Origin of the sequence: Exiguobacterium sp. 17-1 (assembly GCF_023096305.1) — a bacterium.
Classification (GTDB): Bacteria; Bacillota; Bacilli; order Exiguobacteriales; family Exiguobacteriaceae; genus Exiguobacterium_A; species Exiguobacterium_A sibiricum_A.
In genome coordinates this window covers 79,963-95,084 of the sequence record NZ_JALIGJ010000004.1, presented here as the reverse complement: position 1 = coordinate 95,084, position 15,122 = coordinate 79,963, and the positions used below count along the sequence as shown (strand labels likewise).

Here is a 15,122-nt window from a genome sequence, read left to right as displayed (position 1 = left end):
TCCTGGTTCATGCTTCTCGCTTCAGACTGCCTGCCTTGCTTCTCGTTTTAGCATACGCCACTAAGAGAAGACTTCCGATAACACCAACTGTAATGATGTTGGATGCGGCCGCGACCGCTCCTTGAACGAATACTTTATTGGCAGGTTCCGCATAAATTAAAATATCTAAAACAGGTGCTAGAATGACCCAACCAATCAGTTGAACAAGTGCTTGTGTGCCGTTAAACAGCACTAATTTTTTTGTCGTCAAACCGCCTTCTTCAATCCGGATCCGACGGGCAATCAGACCGATTGAAAAACCGACAAATCCGGAGACGATGACCCAACTCCACCAAGGTGCACCATAAAAGATGGCATCTTTTAAAGCATGACCGATTAATCCAATTAATCCCGCTGCAATCGGTCCAAACAGGATAGCCATGAATGCTAAAAAGGCATAAGCCGTCTCAATCGATGTATTCGGAATTCCCGTCGGTAATGCAGCAAACCGTCCTAAGATGACGAATACTGCTGCCCCAACGCCTGTCGCCACAATTTGTTTTGTCGTTAATCCATTCATGTCACTTCTCTCCTCTACTTTTTTGAATACGAACCTGCCATGCGTTTCCGATACCGACCTGATACCGCTCAGCAAACGAATCTTGATTTAATGCGAGCGCCAGATGATCCAGTGAATTGACATAGACCAGTCCCTTTCCCAGTTCAACGTTGGCAAATGAATGTCCCCACGTCAGTTCATCTGAAAATACGATATTCCCGTCATGCACCACTTCCACTTGCACCGAACATCCGATTTCCAGGCCGATATGCCGTATGAAAGTAGAAGGAATGTTGGTCCAGACGTTCCCAAACCGGACATCTAAAATTTCAATAATCCCTTCCAGCCGTTCATCTTGCTGACGAGCCGGCTCCCGGTTCAGCAAAATCAGCGACTCCAAGTCAATCAACGGACCAATATCAGAGTACGTGATGGTTCGACTCGATAACCGGGCGCCTGTGTAAGCGTAAATATCACGACCATGGAACGTATACGATTCACCCATGACCGGCAGACGGTGGATTGTATCGTCCAACAAACGGGCATCCGCTAATAAGTTCCCTTGCACCAAATGTGTTAATGTCCCATTATCCGGTGTGATGATGAATTGATTCGTATGGGTCCGGGCGACGACACTCTTCCGATTCGATCCGACTCCGGGATCAACGACAGAAACAAATACCGTCTGTTCTTTCCAGTACGGAACCGTCTGAATGAGTCGATACGAGGCTTCCCAAATCTGAAACGGCGGGATATCATGCGTTAAATCAAAAATACGGATTTCGGGATTAATACTATGTGCGACACCATACATGGCACTTACCGCCCCATCACTCATTCCAAAATCGGATTGTAACACCAATGCCTCTGCCATCTTTCCGACTCCTTTCTTATCTCATAAAAAAAGACATCCCGCCCTTATCAGATAAGGACGTGATGTCTCACGTGGTACCACCTTCGTTCATCATCTGACTCGCATCAAATGACCTCATAGAGTCGAGGACTCCCAAGAATAATAACGGTATCCGTTCGTACCGGTCGATTCTACTTACGAAGTTCGTGTTCTATCGACAGCTCAAGGACCATCTTCCGACAGACTGTTTCACTTCATTCCCACCAACAGAAGCTCTCTGTTCAAACAGTCGCGTCGTACTCTTCCTATCAACGCCAGTATATTTAATTAGTCTGAAAATTTAAACTTATCTTACAACCCTTTTTTTATTTACGCAAGTCTTTTATTTACGAACACTCAAATCAGTTGCCCGAACCGTACCCCATGGCGAGACGTCGGCTCTGACTTCTAATTTTTTCGCATCCTCATATCCTTTTCCTGTTCCCTGCGCCACATAATACTGATTCAATTGGGGGATGGTGACGTATTTGTCGTAATAATCTCCGGCAACTGAACCGAAAAAGCGTTCATTCGAGATCTGGTCGATCTTGGCATAACCATCAGAATCCGTCGTAAACGTAACGTAGACCAATCCTTTTTTGACGGAATCCGCCGGCTTCAGGTCAGGATACTGCAACATGACATATTCACCGAAGACCGGGCTAAACGGATCGTACGGTTCCGCCCGAAAACGATAGCTGTCACCGAACCAGGAAATGGAATAAAAACTGAGGATCACACCGAGGACAACGATGATTTGCAGGACTGGAAACAGATACCGTTTCATGACGGAACCCCTCCTTCATGACGTTTTCGAATCCACCATAAGACACCGGCAATCAGGAAGACGAGCAGTGCTCCGACGAGGAAGAACAATGACATATCGAGACGATCCCAGGCATAGATGAAATAAATCGTCAGTTGGACCGCGATGAAGTAGATGAATGGAATCGTCAGACGACGACCTTGACGCTCTTGCTCAATCAAATAGACAAAGGCAATGAGTTCGACGAGCGCAGCAATCAAGATGGCTTGTTCATCAAACCAAAGGAATCCGAACAAACCGAGCGGTAAAATCCAAAACAACGGACGAAATTTTCGATACATCAAGTATCCGATTGCGAGACCGAAAACAGCAAGCGCGATTGCTTCTCCCAAAGGAATGACGGAGTCCGTCGTTTCCGCACGTATCGTTAAATAGATCAGTGAATTGATTGCGGCGACAATCAAATACAGATGGTATAAAAAATGACGGTCCTGTTCCTGTTTGACGACGAGTAACAGCGGGACAAGGGCAAACAAGGTCCAAATCGGCCAAAGGAGACCGTCATAAGAGACAAGGGCAAACAACTCAAGTCCCGATAGATAAAGAAATAACCAACTGAGAATGAGGGACGGAAAAGACTGGCTGAAATAGAACCAGGCAAGCGAAACAATCACGACGAAGACAATCGATGTCCAGTCGAGAAACGTGGCGTGCTCACTTCCGAATCCGCCGACTCCGGTAAAGATATTCAAACCCGAGATGAATGCAAGAATGGCATAGGCCGGATGACGCCACGTGAAGAAGTGGGCCAGCGCGGCAAGAAAGACGGCCCAACCGATGAAGGAACCTTGCATCGACATATGGAAGCTCTGAACGGTGACGATGAGGGCTCCGGCAAAAGCGATCAGTCCAAGGATCCGGAAAGCGACGGGATTCCAAATGGTTCGACGTTCCGATACATCTGCCAAGACATAACAACCGACCATGATGACTAAAACCAAACCAATCTTAATGAGGGCAGGAATCGCCTGCCAATTCGCAGCTAAAAAACTGAGTAAGGCTAAACCGACAAAGGTCAGTCCGACAATCAACAACAATGGGACACGCTTTTTGTTTTTCCGATGAGCTTCATACTCCTTAATGCGTTGAATCGTCTCTGCATCAATCAAACCGGCCTGTTGCCACTCCATTAACTTCGTCAGTCGCGCCATCATTGACACCTCCCGATTACAAGTTGCTAGGCTACATTTATATTTTCCCGTTTGTCGTCGAATCTATGCGGACATTAACAGAAATACAAGTCACCACCATGACTTTTCCCGACACAAAAACGACCGCCTCCGTAAAGGGGACGGTCGTCTGCTGAATTAGACTTTGAAACGTGAAACCAGCACTTGCAATTCTTCCGCCATATCAGACAATGTTTTCGCCGATTGCGAAATATCTTCCATCGAGCCGAGTTGTTCTTCCGTCGTTGCTGCGACGCGCTCTGATGCGGCAGAATTTTCATCTGCGATATGGGCGATTTCCGTTGCGGATGCCGAGACTTCCTGGACGTTGGCAGCAATCTCTTCGACCGTTGCCGTGACATCCTCGATCCGCGGTGTCATCTCTTGGGTCCGCAACATGATTTGTTTGAAACGAACGGCCGAATCTTCCGTCGTTTCCAGTCCCGCTTTCGTATGATGCGATACTTCTTTCATCAGGAAGACCGAACGTTCCGTTTCCTGTTTGATATTTTGAATCAGATGGGAGATTTGTTTCGTCGATTCCTGCGACTGTTCCGCAAGCTTCCGCACTTCACTGGCAACGACGGCAAATCCTTTTCCGTTTTCCCCCGCCCGTGCGGCTTCAATCGCTGCGTTTAAGGCAAGTAAATTTGTCTGGGTGGCAATGCCGTTGATGACATCGACAATCTTTCCAATCTCGTTCGAGCGGTGTGCGAGTGATTGGATGACCTCACCAAAATTCTCGACCGATGTATCAATTGCCTTCATCTGCTCCACGTTTTTAGTAACAGCGGCCGTACCGTCTTCTGCTTCTGAAGCCGTCGCACGCGACAATTCCGAGACGTTGGTTGAACTTTCGGCAATCCGCATGACACCTGACGTAATGGCTTGAAGTGATATAGCATTGCCGTCCAGCTGACGTTTCGATTGACCGGCGCCTGCCGCCATCTCTTGAATCGAACCGGCAATTTGTTCCGAGGCTGCCGTCGTCTGCGCCGCATTTGCCATTAATTCTTCTGAAGAGGCTGCGACCTGTCCAATCGATTGATCAAGATTCGAGATGATGCCGCGCAACGACAGAATCATCGTATTGAAGCTTTCTGCGACTTGTCCGATTTCATCATCCGACTCGACGACGACCTCTTCCGTCAAATCGCCTTCTTGAATCCGTTCCGCACTTTTCGTCAATCGATTCAGCGGGCTGATGATCGAACGTAAGATAAAGAATAACAGGAGTGCAGCCAGGAGGAACGTACCAGCAATGACACCTAATGTCGTCCATAAAATACTGGATGTTTCATCCGTGATTTCATGATCGTATAATGTCCCGGCGACTTTCCAACCGGTCAGACTGTTCGTCATGAAATCCATCTGCTTTTCTTCATCTTCAAATAAGTAGGAAAAGCGTCCTTCCTTACCCGCATAAAGGGAACCAACCCAACTGCCGGACGCTTTTTCACCCGGTTTCAACGTCGGATGGGTAACGAATTTTTTTTTCGAATCCAAAATCGTGACGTAACCTTCTTTTCCGATTTTGATTTTTTTGGCGATTTCTGCAATCCGGTCGACATCAACGTCGACTGCAATGACACCGCGTCCGTTTCCACCCGTCTGCGAGAGCGTGACCATCATCTTGCCCGATGCCGCATCCACATACGGATCCGTGATGACGACTTTCCCACCAGCGTCTTCTGCTGCTTTGTACCAAGGACGGTCCCGAGGATCATAATCATCCGGCATCGACTGTTCCGGATAGATTGTCATCTCTCCTGATGTCGTCGCATAATAAATATTAGCGGCTTGTGGATGGGTATCTAAGTATTCGGTCATTTTTTCTTTTAAGTCGAGGTTCTGTTTACCTGATTGATAAAGTGTCCCGTCAATCCGGTCCGCGAAAAAGGCGACATCGCGTCGCATCGGATCGATGATATTCATGATTTCATCGTTCATCCGGTCGACTCCGGCATGAGCCGACTGCAGGATTTCATTCGTAATTTTTTGTTTGGCCTGGCTGTAAGAAACAAAGCCAATCAATAAAGACGGAATCAATAATAAGAGCATCGATGTCAGGATCAACTTCTGTTTAATACTCAACGTACGCTTTTTCTTCTGTTTCATATCCAACTCCCATTCTCGAGCTAAGTACTCGTCGTTCTAGTTTCTTTATCGGTTAAAATGTATGTTTTTTCACAGAAAATCAAAAAAAAGAAACGGATCCTTTTAGGAATCCGCTTCCATTTTTTAAACACTTACGCTTCTTGATCGCCCTTCCAGTTCATCATGCCGCCTTCGACGTTGACGACGTCATAGCCGTACTGTTCGAGGAACCGTCCGACGTTTTCACTTCGTCCGCCTGCCTTACAAATCAGATAATAGGTCTCGCCTTCTTGCAGCTCTGTATACCGCTCACCGATCTCAGACATCGGCAGAAAACGGACATTCGGAATGTGGCCGGCATCGTATTCGTCTTGTTCCCGGACATCCACAACGTGTAACGCTTCACCAGCTTCAAGCTTTTCTTGCAGTTCATCAACATGAATCGTTTTCATAATTAATCCTCCTCTGACGTATCTGTGTCCAGTGTAGCAAAACTGACGTCGAAACAGAACAAAAGAGACCAGCCGAAGCTGATCTCTCCTGTTGTTATTCCCCGGACGCTTGATCCAGTGGCTGACGCTTTTGTTTATGCATTCCCCGTGCATAATACACAGCAATCAAAATCACATACCAGAGTGGTCCGACAATCAGTGCAATCCGTGTTCCGGCATCAAATGCCATCAGGACAATGACCCCCGCGAGAGCGGCTAACGCAAGATAGTTCGCAATCGGGAAGAATGGAACGGCGAATTCAGCCGTACCATGCACTTTCCGTGCCCGCATTTGAGCAATCAAAATCATCGCCCACGTCCAGACTGCTCCGAATGTCGCGATACTTGTGACAATCGCAAAGACATCGTCCGGCAAGAAGTAGTTGAGTGCGACACCGACTAACAACGCAACGCCAGAAAGAATCGTCGCGAGTGCCGGTACACCATTTTTCGAAATTTTTGCGAAACGTTTTGGTGCTTCCTGATTTTGTGACAAGTTCATCATCATCCGAGCTGTCGAGAAGATCCCGGAATTACATGATGATAACGCTGCCGTCAAGACAACGAAGTTGATGATTCCGGCAGCTGATGGAATACCAAGTGATTCAAATAATAACACGAATGGACTGCTGTTATTCTGCCCGACTTGATCCCATGGATAAATCGAAAGAATGACGAACAGAGCACCGATGTAGAAGACTAATATCCGTAAGAAGACATTGTTGACCGCTTTGCGAATCGTTTTCTTCGGATTTTTCGCTTCTCCTGCTGTGACCCCGATCACTTCAATCCCTAAGAAGGCAAACATGACCATTTGCATCGCCAGTAAGACACCACCGAACCCATTCGGCAGGAATCCGCCATGCGACCAAAGATTTGAAATCCCGACCGGCGTACCGCCGTTCCCGAATCCGATGACGATCGTCAACGTTCCAAGGATAATCATTGCGACGATGGCAACGATTTTGATCAATGCAAACCAGAATTCAAATTCCCCATAAAACTTAACCGCAATGAAGTTGATGCTTGTCATCAAAATCAGTGCACCAAGCGCCCACATCCAAGTGGGTGAATTCGGGAACCATTCTTGCATATAAATCCCGACGGCCGTAATTTCGGCCATACATGTGAAAATCCAGAGTAACCAATAATTCCACCCTGTCAGAAAACCGGCTAGCGGACTGACATATTTTCGGGCATACTCGGCAAAACTGCCTGCTACCGGTTCACGGACCGCGAGTTCCCCAAGAGCCCGCATGATAATGAAGATAATAAGACCACCGATTAAGTACCCGATCAGTATTCCTGGTCCAGCTAATTGAATCGCTTTTGCGGACCCCAAGAACAGTCCGACACCGATCGCCGCCCCCAGCGACATCAATGTAATGTGACGTTCTTCTAATCCCCGATTCAGTTCTGTCTGTTGTTTCATCTGTACGACGTCCTTCCCGTCTCTGTTTGTTTCCTAGCAGTTCCCCTAACCGCTACGTTGTCAGTATAAAGAAATTGTGTCCGTTTTGTAAACGTTTTCAAGAGATATTTTCTCCGAATCCCACATACTCGAAATATTCTGATTTATGTAACGGTACATAAAAGGAGCAACCACCTATACCGAATAGTATACATGACTGCTCCTTTCATAAAGGTTACAAATCTTATTCAACCTTTGCCAAAGGTGATTTTTTCATTGTGGTTTTCTTTTCCGTCAATCGGAATAAACCGTTTAAGAGCAACGCCGTTACTGATCCGGCAACGATCGGGCTATCTGTCAAGACACGGACCTGATCCGGAAGTGACGCGACAATCGCCGGATTCATGCTGATACCGAGTCCGACACCAAGCGCAAGAGCCACCGTGATGACATGGTCATTTTTAGAAAAATCGACGCGGGATAAAATCCGGATTCCGCTCGCTGCGACCGTTCCGAACATGACGAGCATCGCTCCACCGAGAACCGGTTTTGGAATCAGCGTCGTGAATGTTGCGACTTTCGGCAAGAAACCAAGCACAATCAAAAAGAACCCGGCAAAAATAATGACTTTTCGTGTTTTCACACCCGTCAACTGAACGAGACCAACGTTTTGACTGTACGTCGTATACGGGAAACTGTTGAAAATCCCGCCAATGATCGTTGCGGCCCCTTCCGCCCGGTAGCCGCGGGCCAAATCCTGATCCGTCAACTTCTTATCGGTGATTTCCCCAAGCGTCAAGAAGACCCCTGTCGACTCGACCATCGAAACGAGCCCGACCAGCGTCATCGTCAAAATGGCCGTCGCATTGAACGTGGGTACACCAAAATAAAACGGTGTCACCATCTGGAACCACGACGCTTCAGCAACCGGGCTGAAATCAATCATCCCCATACCGAATGCAACGAACGTGCCGATCAAGACGGCAATCAAAACAGCTGCCGCCTTTGAAAAGACCGTTCCGTAACGGTTAAAGATTAAAATCAAGACGATGGTCAGTCCGGCAAGTGCCAAGTACCGCATGTCACCAAAATCCTTCGCCCCTTGTCCGCCGCCGATATCGTTAATGGCAGCCGGAATCAACGAGATTCCGATGATTGTCACGACAGAACCGAGCACGACCGGTGGAAATAAAATCGCAATCCGGCTGAACCAACCGGAAATCACTAAGATGATTAATCCACTGGCAATCAATGCTCCGTAAATCGCGGTAATGCCTTGCAGACTGCCGATTGCAATCATCGGACCAACGGCTGTAAATGTACAACCGAGGACGACCGGCAAACCGACACCCGTGTACTTCGTCACGAAGACCTGCAACAATGTCGCCACACCGCACATGAATAAATCGATCGCGACGAGATACGCCAGTTCCTCACCGGATAAACCAATCGCACTACCGACAATCAACGGAACAATCGCTGCTCCCGTATACATCGCGAGGACATGTTGCAGACCAAGACTCGCCGCTTTAACGTTGGATAGCGTCTTCATGTCGTCACCGGGTCAACAAATGTCGCTTGTCCGGCTTCGAGCTTTTCGATGCGGGCAAGGGATTCAACACGGAAACCGGCATCAAGTAACTTTTGACGTCCGGGTTGGAAAGATTTTTCAATGACGATGCCGAAGCCTGCGACTTCCGCTCCTGCCTGTTCGACGAGTTTCGCGAGACCAAATGCCGCTTCCCCGTTCGCTAGGAAATCATCGATGATCAAGACTCGTTCTCCCGCCTGCAAATACTTTTCCGCGACCGTAATCGTACTCGTCTGTTGTTTTGTAAACGAGTAGACTTCCGCTGAAATCGTGCCTTCGTTTAACGTCAACGACTTCGTTTTCCGGGCATAGACCATCGGTACACCAAGGCGCAGGGCTGTCATCATCGCCGGTGCGATTCCGCCTGCTTCAATCGTCAAAATCCGGGTGATTCCGGCATCTTTGAACCGGTCCATGAATTCATAAGCAATTTCCCACATTAAAGTCGGATCGACCTGGTGGTTTAAAAAGGAATCGACTTTTAAAACTTGATCCGATAAGACTAATCCTTCTTGTGTAATCATTTCTTCCAAACGTTTCATAACTGATTTCTCCTTTTTGAACGAAAAAAAACGTACAGCCGCTACCCGGGGGCAGCCACTGTACGCTAAAAAGAGAGCAGTAACTCACCACCCGTAGTCGGACCGTTACGGCGATCCGGTAGAGACTCGTGGGCCAATTCCCACTATTATACGAGCGTTGCTATACGTTTATTCGTTGATGCGTGATGTGTTCCATTTTACGGAGTTCGCTGAAAAAGTAAAGTCTTTTTCGAAAATGGCTTACGCTTGGCGTTCTTCAACAGCTTGTGCTGCCGTGATGATTGCCAATTTGTAGACGTCTTCTTCGTTACATCCGCGTGAAAGATCGTTAACCGGTTTGTTAAGTCCTTGGAGAATCGGACCAATCGCTTCGAAACCACCAAGACGCTGGGCAATTTTGTAGCCGATGTTTCCAGACTCAAGGCTTGGGAAGATGAAGACGTTCGCTTGACCGGCAACATCTGACTCCGGTGCTTTTGATTTCGCGACACTTGGAACGAAAGCTGCATCAAATTGTAATTCTCCGTCGATTGCGAGTTCCGGCGCCCGTTCTTTCGCGAGACGTGTTGCTTCGACGACACGTTCTGTTTCCGGTGATTTCGCCGAACCTTTTGTCGAGAAGCTGAGCAAAGCAACTTTCGGCTCGATGCCGAATGTTTTTGCCGTTTTGGCAGATGCGATCGCATTTTCAGCTAAATCGTTAGCATCCGGTGCAATGTTGATTGCACAGTCAGCAAACACATACTGCTCGTCGTCACGGACCATGATGAAGACACCTGATGTCTTTTTATAACCTTCTTGCATTTTGATGATTTGAAGTGCCGGACGAACCGTATCACCTGTTGCATGCATCGCGCCGGAAACAAGACCTTCTGCTTTTCCCGTATGAACGAGCATCGTACCGAACGTGTTGACATCTTTAAGGATGACTTCACGTGCCTGCTCGGCTGTTGCTTTTCCTTTACGACGCTCGACGAATGAGGCAACCAGTTCTTCGATTCCTTCATATGAAGCCGGGTCAATCGTTTCGAGATCTGCAACGTCGATGTTATTCGTTGCTGCTGTTTCTTCGATTTGACCACGTGGTCCGATAACGATTGGTGTGACTAAACCGTCTTTTTTCAAACGTACAGCTGCACCAAGAACACGGGCATCGATTCCTTCAGGGAAAACGATTGTTGGTTGATGGGCTTTGACTTTTGTCTCAAGCATTTCGAATAATTGCATGGTATTGGCTCCTTTTGTGGCGAATAAGTGTCGGTTTCTATTGTTATTCCATTCCATTGTTCATTATACACAGTTCTGTTTCGTTGTTAAAACAATTTGCAAAAAAGTGTGTTTTTCATTCTGATGCCTGACTTTTCGAATACTATTACAGTATTTTTTTCAATATAGTACAGGTAAAAAGAGAGACTGTTCCTCACACCCTTTTACCTCATACCCCGCTTTCCGTTTTTGTATGTCGGTCCCACTTCAAAATCAAACCCGTTTTCTTACGGGGAAGACAAAAAGATATGGTAAGATTGAACATGGATTAACACGTTTAACATTACAGATTCAGGAGGTTTTCTTATGCAACATCAATCATCCGAACCAACCGTTACGCAACAAGCTGCCGAAACACTTGATGGCTGGTATACATTCCATGATTTCCGCCGGATTGACTGGTCCCGTTTAAAACAAGTCGACGCTTCTGTCCGGACTAAGATGGTGCAAGAGTTCCAGGCGTTCTTAGGAGAACTCGCACAAGTCGAAGAACAAAAAGAAGGCAGTCACGCCCTCTATACGATCATCGGTCAAAAAGCGGATCTCGTCCTGATGGTCCTTCGTCCGACAATGGAAGACATTCAAGACGTCGAAGTGAAGATGCAAAAACTTGATTTATACGACTACTTGATTCCAACGTATTCATACGTCTCTGTTGTCGAACTTGGAACATACCGTGGGTCAGGAGAAGGCAACCCGTACGAAAATCCGTATGTCCGCGACCGTCTCTATCCGATCCTGCCGAAATCGAAGCACATCTGTTTCTATCCGATGAGCAAGTCACGCCGCGACGGCGACAACTGGTACACACTCTCGATGGAGAAACGCAAAGAACTGATGTACCGTCACGGGATGATCGGTCGGAGCTACGCCGGGAAGATTCAGCAAATCATTGGCGGATCAACTGGATTTGACGACTGGGAATGGGGCGTCACATTGTTCGCAAACGATATTCTGCAGTTCAAGAAAATCGTCTACGAAATGCGTTTTGATGAAGTCAGTGCCAAATACGGTGAGTTTGGCGAGTTCTTTATCGGTAATCGCCTTGAAACTACGGATCTCGAAGCACATTTCGCACTTTAATCTGCTAAATCACGTTTCATAGGAAAACCCTACGGGAATATACTCTTTGCGGCCACAAAAACTGTCAGATTTGTACCTGAAGGAGGAATTACCATGGGGAATGCTATGAACCGATCAACGCGATCGCGTGAATTGCAATTCGCTGTGCTTTCAAAAGAGCTAAAGCCAGTCGCGGAACGTGTACTGGATCGCTATGAGCAAGCATTATCGAAGTTAAATAAAACACAACCTGCCAAGCGCTAAAGCAATTGCTTTTGTCGCTCTATCGTACCGGTGAACAGACAGTCGTCTGTTTACCGGTTTTTTGCGTCCATCAAAAAAGGATCTATCCGCTTCATGTTTCTCTGTCAGAGTCACGTGAAGCGAGTAGATCCTTATTGTCTTTACAGTCCTTTATAAGCCCCAATGGCAACAAAAATCCATGCTGCGATGAACAAGACGCCACCAATTGGTGTAATCGCACCAAGTTTTGTTACACCCGTCAGCGCCATCACATACAGGCTGCCTGAGAAGAAGACGATTCCGGCAAGCATCAACCAGCCGGCCAATGAGAACTGAGAAATCGATACTTTCAATAAAATCCCGCCAAGTGCGAGGATTCCAAGCGAGTGAACCATTTGATATAACACACCCGTCTGCCAGTTCGCGAGCATCCGCTCCGACAACATATCTTTTAAGGCATGGGCACCGAACGCACCCAGTGCTACGGCGAGCATCATCGATAATGCTCCGATCATAATGAAAATTTTCATTCTTTTTCTCCCCCTAAGCGTCGTGCTGGTAAATTCCATTCATAATAATAGGATAGCATACGTAAAATCGTGATCAGCCCTAGTAATGTGAACAAATGGAGTGGATTCGTCAATTCAAACCTGTCGATGACGAGCGCTGCCATGACGGCCCACATCGCATAGATTTCTTTATGCAGGACAAGTGGTTTACGTCCGGCGAGTAGATCGCGGATGACACCCCCACCGACTCCCGTAAGAACGGCTGCCGAGATTGTTGCGGATAACGGCAACCCTTTAGCGGAAGCCATCAAGGCACCTTGAATCGCAAATGCTGCTAGACCAAGCGCATCAGCGAGAACACCCCATCGCGTCCAATGCGGTAAAAATAATTGCGGTAAAATGAAAATCAACAAAGCGACTAAAATCGCGATTAAAAACAGTCCGCCTTGCGACCAGAGTGCAGAAACCGGGACACCAATCAACAGGTTACGGATAGCACCGCCACCAAAGGCCGTAATCAAAGCGAGCAGCCAAACGCCAAACAGATCATACTTTTCTTCCATCGCGACAATCGCGCCACTCATCGCAAATGCTACCGTGCCGATGATATTTAATAAGTCCCAGGACATACGCACATTTCACCTTTCTCAATAGAAATTCCAATACTTACTATACGCTCTTTTTCAATTCCGGCAAGCTTATTTTTTCTGTCACCGATTCGACCGTTTGTAAGTGTCGTTTTTAGGTAAAGTAACCTATACTGAAACAAACTGTACAGGAAGCTAGGTGACCGTATGAAACGTTGGGCGCTTTATCGGATTTTCATCATCGTAACGATGTTCGCTCGTTACATTTGGACGATTTATCGATTCACCCGGAAGAACCGACCCGGTACGAATAATGAAGAATTTGAGCGCATCATGATTACGATTGCGCGTGACTATAAGAAAAAAGCCCTTCGTCTCGAAGGACTCCTCATTAAACTCGGGCAGTTTCTCTCGATTCGGGCCGATCTGTTTCCTCCGTCCGTTTTGATGGAACTGACGGAGCTCGTTGATAAGGTCCCATCAAGCAAGCTCGGCGAATCCCGTAAAATCATCGAAGAAGACTGGGGAACGACGATTGAAGACATCGTCGACGATATCTCCCCCCGACCGGTTGCCTCTGCTTCGATTGGAGAAGTCTACAGCGCGACGCTTAAATCCAACGGACGGAAAGTGGCAATCAAAGTCCAACGGCCGAATATTGAACAAATCATCAAAACCGATTTCCGGGCAATGCGACTCGTCATTGCGATGCTCCGCCGGACGTCACTTAATAAATCAACCGATTTACAGAGTCTATACCGCCAAATGGTCTTCGTCATCGGAGATGAGCTGAACTACCGGACAGAGTTGAAAAACGGTTTGTATTTCAAAAAGATGTACGAAACGAATCCTGTCATCTATATTCCGGATTACTTTGAAGAACACTGTACCAACCGTGTTCTCGTCATGGAATGGATTGAAGGGACACGCATCACGGATCTTGATTACTTAGCGGAACATAACATCGACCGCGATGAACTGGCCCGGAACCTGTTCCTGAATGCCGGAGAACAGTTATTGTTCGGCGGAAAATTCCATGCCGATCCCCATCCGGGTAATGTCCTTGTCCAAAGTGACGGCCGGATCGTCCTGCTCGATTTCGGGATGATCGGTGCGACGACAGCTGACGATATGCGGGCTATCCAACGCATCCTCCAGTCGTTTGTTACGCTCGACTATGATGCCATCGTCGATGGACTCGAAGATTTACGCTTTTTATTACCAAACGCCAACAAGCAAAACATCCGTCAAGCGATCGAAAAAGCCGTTACTTTCTATCTTGAAAGTGACATGGAAAACGTCGATACGAAGTTGATTGAAAAAGTATTATCTGATATTGAATTACTCGTTCGAAACGAACCGATTCAACTCCCGGCAGAGTTTGCCTTTTTTGGGCGTGCTGCCTCGACAATTCTCGGTATCCTGCAAATCTTATCACCTAAAATCAATTTGCTGGATCTTGCCAAGCCGATGGTTCGGAGATGGCTCGACGACGAAGGAAAAAACCAAAATCGTTACTTGCAAATCGCCGCTTCCTACGGAGCACGATTACTTGCCTTCCCCCGTCTTGTCAACGATGCCTTAAGTGAACCGACCCGGTGGCGATTGTTTGAACAACAGAAGTTTTCCCGTGTCGCTAATATGGAGTCATTGAAAATCCGCCAGTGGACGAGTTCTCTCGTCGGTATCGTCAGCCTTCCGGTCAGCTACACCGGCTATTTTCTCGCCCATTATGATTTGATGGGCATTTCGCTGACCATCGCCGTCATCGCTTTATGGAACGGACGACGCATCGGACGACAGATTGTCCGGATTGCCGATGAACCGTTTAAATAAAAAAACGTCCTGTTTCCAGGACGTTTTTTTATTTTGAAATAATGTTTTTTCATTCTTCTATG

15 protein-coding genes, 1 riboswitch and 1 other annotated feature are annotated in these 15,122 nt (G+C 47.2%); of the genes, 3 read left to right on the top strand and 12 right to left on the bottom strand.

Annotation, left to right across the window (positions count from 1 at the left end):
• Nucleotides 1-7: 7 nt before the first annotated feature.
• The 10 genes from MUN34_RS11500 to pta form a co-directional block, all read right to left on the bottom strand.
• Nucleotides 8-559 (bottom strand): ECF-type riboflavin transporter substrate-binding protein, encoded by a 552-nt coding sequence (locus MUN34_RS11500; RefSeq protein ID WP_026829519.1) that lies wholly within the window; start codon nt 557-559, stop codon nt 8-10.
• A gap of 1 nt (nt 560) precedes the next feature.
• Complete coding sequence (locus tag MUN34_RS11495; protein WP_247857832.1) at nt 561-1,412, bottom strand: SAM hydrolase/SAM-dependent halogenase family protein; 852 nt, start codon at nt 1,410-1,412, stop codon at nt 561-563.
• A 50-nt stretch (nt 1,413-1,462) separates the two neighbouring features.
• Nucleotides 1,463-1,712 (bottom strand) — a binding site (T-box leader).
• A 61-nt stretch (nt 1,713-1,773) separates the two neighbouring features.
• Complete coding sequence (locus MUN34_RS11490; RefSeq protein ID WP_247857831.1) at nt 1,774-2,217, bottom strand: GDYXXLXY domain-containing protein; 444 nt, start codon at nt 2,215-2,217, stop codon at nt 1,774-1,776.
• Nucleotides 2,214-3,407: a DUF2157 domain-containing protein gene (locus MUN34_RS11485; RefSeq protein ID WP_247857830.1), complete on the bottom strand. Its 1,194-nt coding sequence runs from the start codon at nt 3,405-3,407 to the stop codon at nt 2,214-2,216. The genes MUN34_RS11490 and MUN34_RS11485 overlap by 4 nt, the downstream gene beginning before the upstream one ends.
• A 156-nt stretch (nt 3,408-3,563) precedes the next feature.
• The gene (locus tag MUN34_RS11480) at nt 3,564-5,543 is read right to left on the bottom strand and encodes a methyl-accepting chemotaxis protein (RefSeq protein ID WP_247857829.1); all 1,980 of its coding nucleotides are present in this window, start codon (nt 5,541-5,543) and stop codon (nt 3,564-3,566) included.
• A gap of 131 nt (nt 5,544-5,674) precedes the next feature.
• Nucleotides 5,675-5,974, bottom strand: a complete 300-nt coding sequence (locus MUN34_RS11475) for a rhodanese-like domain-containing protein (RefSeq protein ID WP_026829524.1) — start codon at nt 5,972-5,974, stop codon at nt 5,675-5,677.
• Between the two features lie 94 nt (nt 5,975-6,068).
• The gene (locus MUN34_RS11470) at nt 6,069-7,445 is read right to left on the bottom strand and encodes an amino acid permease (RefSeq protein WP_026829525.1); all 1,377 of its coding nucleotides are present in this window, start codon (nt 7,443-7,445) and stop codon (nt 6,069-6,071) included.
• A gap of 223 nt (nt 7,446-7,668) precedes the next feature.
• Complete coding sequence (locus tag MUN34_RS11465; RefSeq protein WP_247857828.1) at nt 7,669-8,976, bottom strand: nucleobase:cation symporter-2 family protein; 1,308 nt, start codon at nt 8,974-8,976, stop codon at nt 7,669-7,671.
• Nucleotides 8,973-9,557: a xanthine phosphoribosyltransferase gene (locus MUN34_RS11460; protein ID WP_026829527.1), complete on the bottom strand. Its 585-nt coding sequence runs from the start codon at nt 9,555-9,557 to the stop codon at nt 8,973-8,975. The genes MUN34_RS11465 and MUN34_RS11460 overlap by 4 nt, the downstream gene beginning before the upstream one ends.
• Nucleotides 9,558-9,631: 74 nt before the next feature.
• A riboswitch (purine riboswitch) is annotated at nt 9,632-9,731 on the bottom strand.
• A gap of 66 nt (nt 9,732-9,797) precedes the next feature.
• On the bottom strand, nt 9,798-10,784 hold the full coding sequence (gene pta, locus MUN34_RS11455; protein WP_026829528.1) for a phosphate acetyltransferase: 987 nt from the start codon (nt 10,782-10,784) through the stop codon (nt 9,798-9,800).
• A gap of 345 nt (nt 10,785-11,129) precedes the next feature.
• On the opposite strand from pta, the gene hemQ reads away from it, so the two are divergent.
• Nucleotides 11,130-11,906 (top strand): hydrogen peroxide-dependent heme synthase, encoded by a 777-nt coding sequence (gene hemQ, locus MUN34_RS11450; RefSeq protein WP_026829529.1) that lies wholly within the window; start codon nt 11,130-11,132, stop codon nt 11,904-11,906.
• Nucleotides 11,907-11,999: 93 nt separating this feature from the next.
• Nucleotides 12,000-12,149 (top strand): hypothetical protein, encoded by a 150-nt coding sequence (locus tag MUN34_RS11445; RefSeq protein ID WP_012369127.1) that lies wholly within the window; start codon nt 12,000-12,002, stop codon nt 12,147-12,149.
• Nucleotides 12,150-12,289: 140 nt separating this feature from the next.
• Here the strand turns inward: MUN34_RS11445 and MUN34_RS11440 are convergent, their stop codons facing one another.
• Entirely contained in the window at nt 12,290-12,658 is a 369-nt protein-coding gene (locus tag MUN34_RS11440) for a DUF423 domain-containing protein (RefSeq protein ID WP_247857827.1), read from the bottom strand.
• Nucleotides 12,655-13,266, bottom strand: coding sequence for a trimeric intracellular cation channel family protein (locus tag MUN34_RS11435; RefSeq protein WP_247857826.1), 612 nt, complete (start codon nt 13,264-13,266; stop codon nt 12,655-12,657). Before MUN34_RS11435 ends, MUN34_RS11440 begins: the two co-directional genes overlap by 4 nt.
• Before the next feature lie 165 nt (nt 13,267-13,431).
• Here MUN34_RS11435 and MUN34_RS11430 point away from each other — a divergent pair, with 165 nt between their 5' ends.
• The gene (locus MUN34_RS11430) at nt 13,432-15,060 is read left to right on the top strand and encodes an ABC1 kinase family protein (RefSeq protein WP_026829532.1); all 1,629 of its coding nucleotides are present in this window, start codon (nt 13,432-13,434) and stop codon (nt 15,058-15,060) included.
• The last annotated feature ends 62 nt before the right edge of the window (nt 15,061-15,122 follow it).

Bases quoted from the DNA above. Each gene is read 5' to 3' on its own strand.
- MUN34_RS11500 (WP_026829519.1), bottom strand. From the start codon at position 559: ATGAATGGATTAACGACAAAACAAATTGTGGCGACAGGCGTTGGGGCA.
- MUN34_RS11495 (WP_247857832.1), bottom strand. From the start codon at position 1,412: ATGGCAGAGGCATTGGTGTTACAATCCGATTTTGGAATGAGTGATGGG.
- MUN34_RS11490 (WP_247857831.1), bottom strand. From the start codon at position 2,217: ATGAAACGGTATCTGTTTCCAGTCCTGCAAATCATCGTTGTCCTCGGT.
- MUN34_RS11485 (WP_247857830.1), bottom strand. From the start codon at position 3,407: ATGGCGCGACTGACGAAGTTAATGGAGTGGCAACAGGCCGGTTTGATT.
- MUN34_RS11480 (WP_247857829.1), bottom strand. From the start codon at position 5,543: ATGAAACAGAAGAAAAAGCGTACGTTGAGTATTAAACAGAAGTTGATC.
- MUN34_RS11475 (WP_026829524.1), bottom strand. From the start codon at position 5,974: ATGAAAACGATTCATGTTGATGAACTGCAAGAAAAGCTTGAAGCTGGT.
- MUN34_RS11470 (WP_026829525.1), bottom strand. From the start codon at position 7,445: ATGAAACAACAGACAGAACTGAATCGGGGATTAGAAGAACGTCACATT.
- MUN34_RS11465 (WP_247857828.1), bottom strand. From the start codon at position 8,976: ATGAAGACGCTATCCAACGTTAAAGCGGCGAGTCTTGGTCTGCAACAT.
- MUN34_RS11460 (WP_026829527.1), bottom strand. From the start codon at position 9,557: ATGAAACGTTTGGAAGAAATGATTACACAAGAAGGATTAGTCTTATCG.
- pta (WP_026829528.1), bottom strand. From the start codon at position 10,784: ATGCAATTATTCGAAATGCTTGAGACAAAAGTCAAAGCCCATCAACCA.
- hemQ (WP_026829529.1), top strand. From the start codon at position 11,130: ATGCAACATCAATCATCCGAACCAACCGTTACGCAACAAGCTGCCGAA.
- MUN34_RS11445 (WP_012369127.1), top strand. From the start codon at position 12,000: ATGGGGAATGCTATGAACCGATCAACGCGATCGCGTGAATTGCAATTC.
- MUN34_RS11440 (WP_247857827.1), bottom strand. From the start codon at position 12,658: ATGAAAATTTTCATTATGATCGGAGCATTATCGATGATGCTCGCCGTA.
- MUN34_RS11435 (WP_247857826.1), bottom strand. From the start codon at position 13,266: ATGTCCTGGGACTTATTAAATATCATCGGCACGGTAGCATTTGCGATG.
- MUN34_RS11430 (WP_026829532.1), top strand. From the start codon at position 13,432: ATGAAACGTTGGGCGCTTTATCGGATTTTCATCATCGTAACGATGTTC.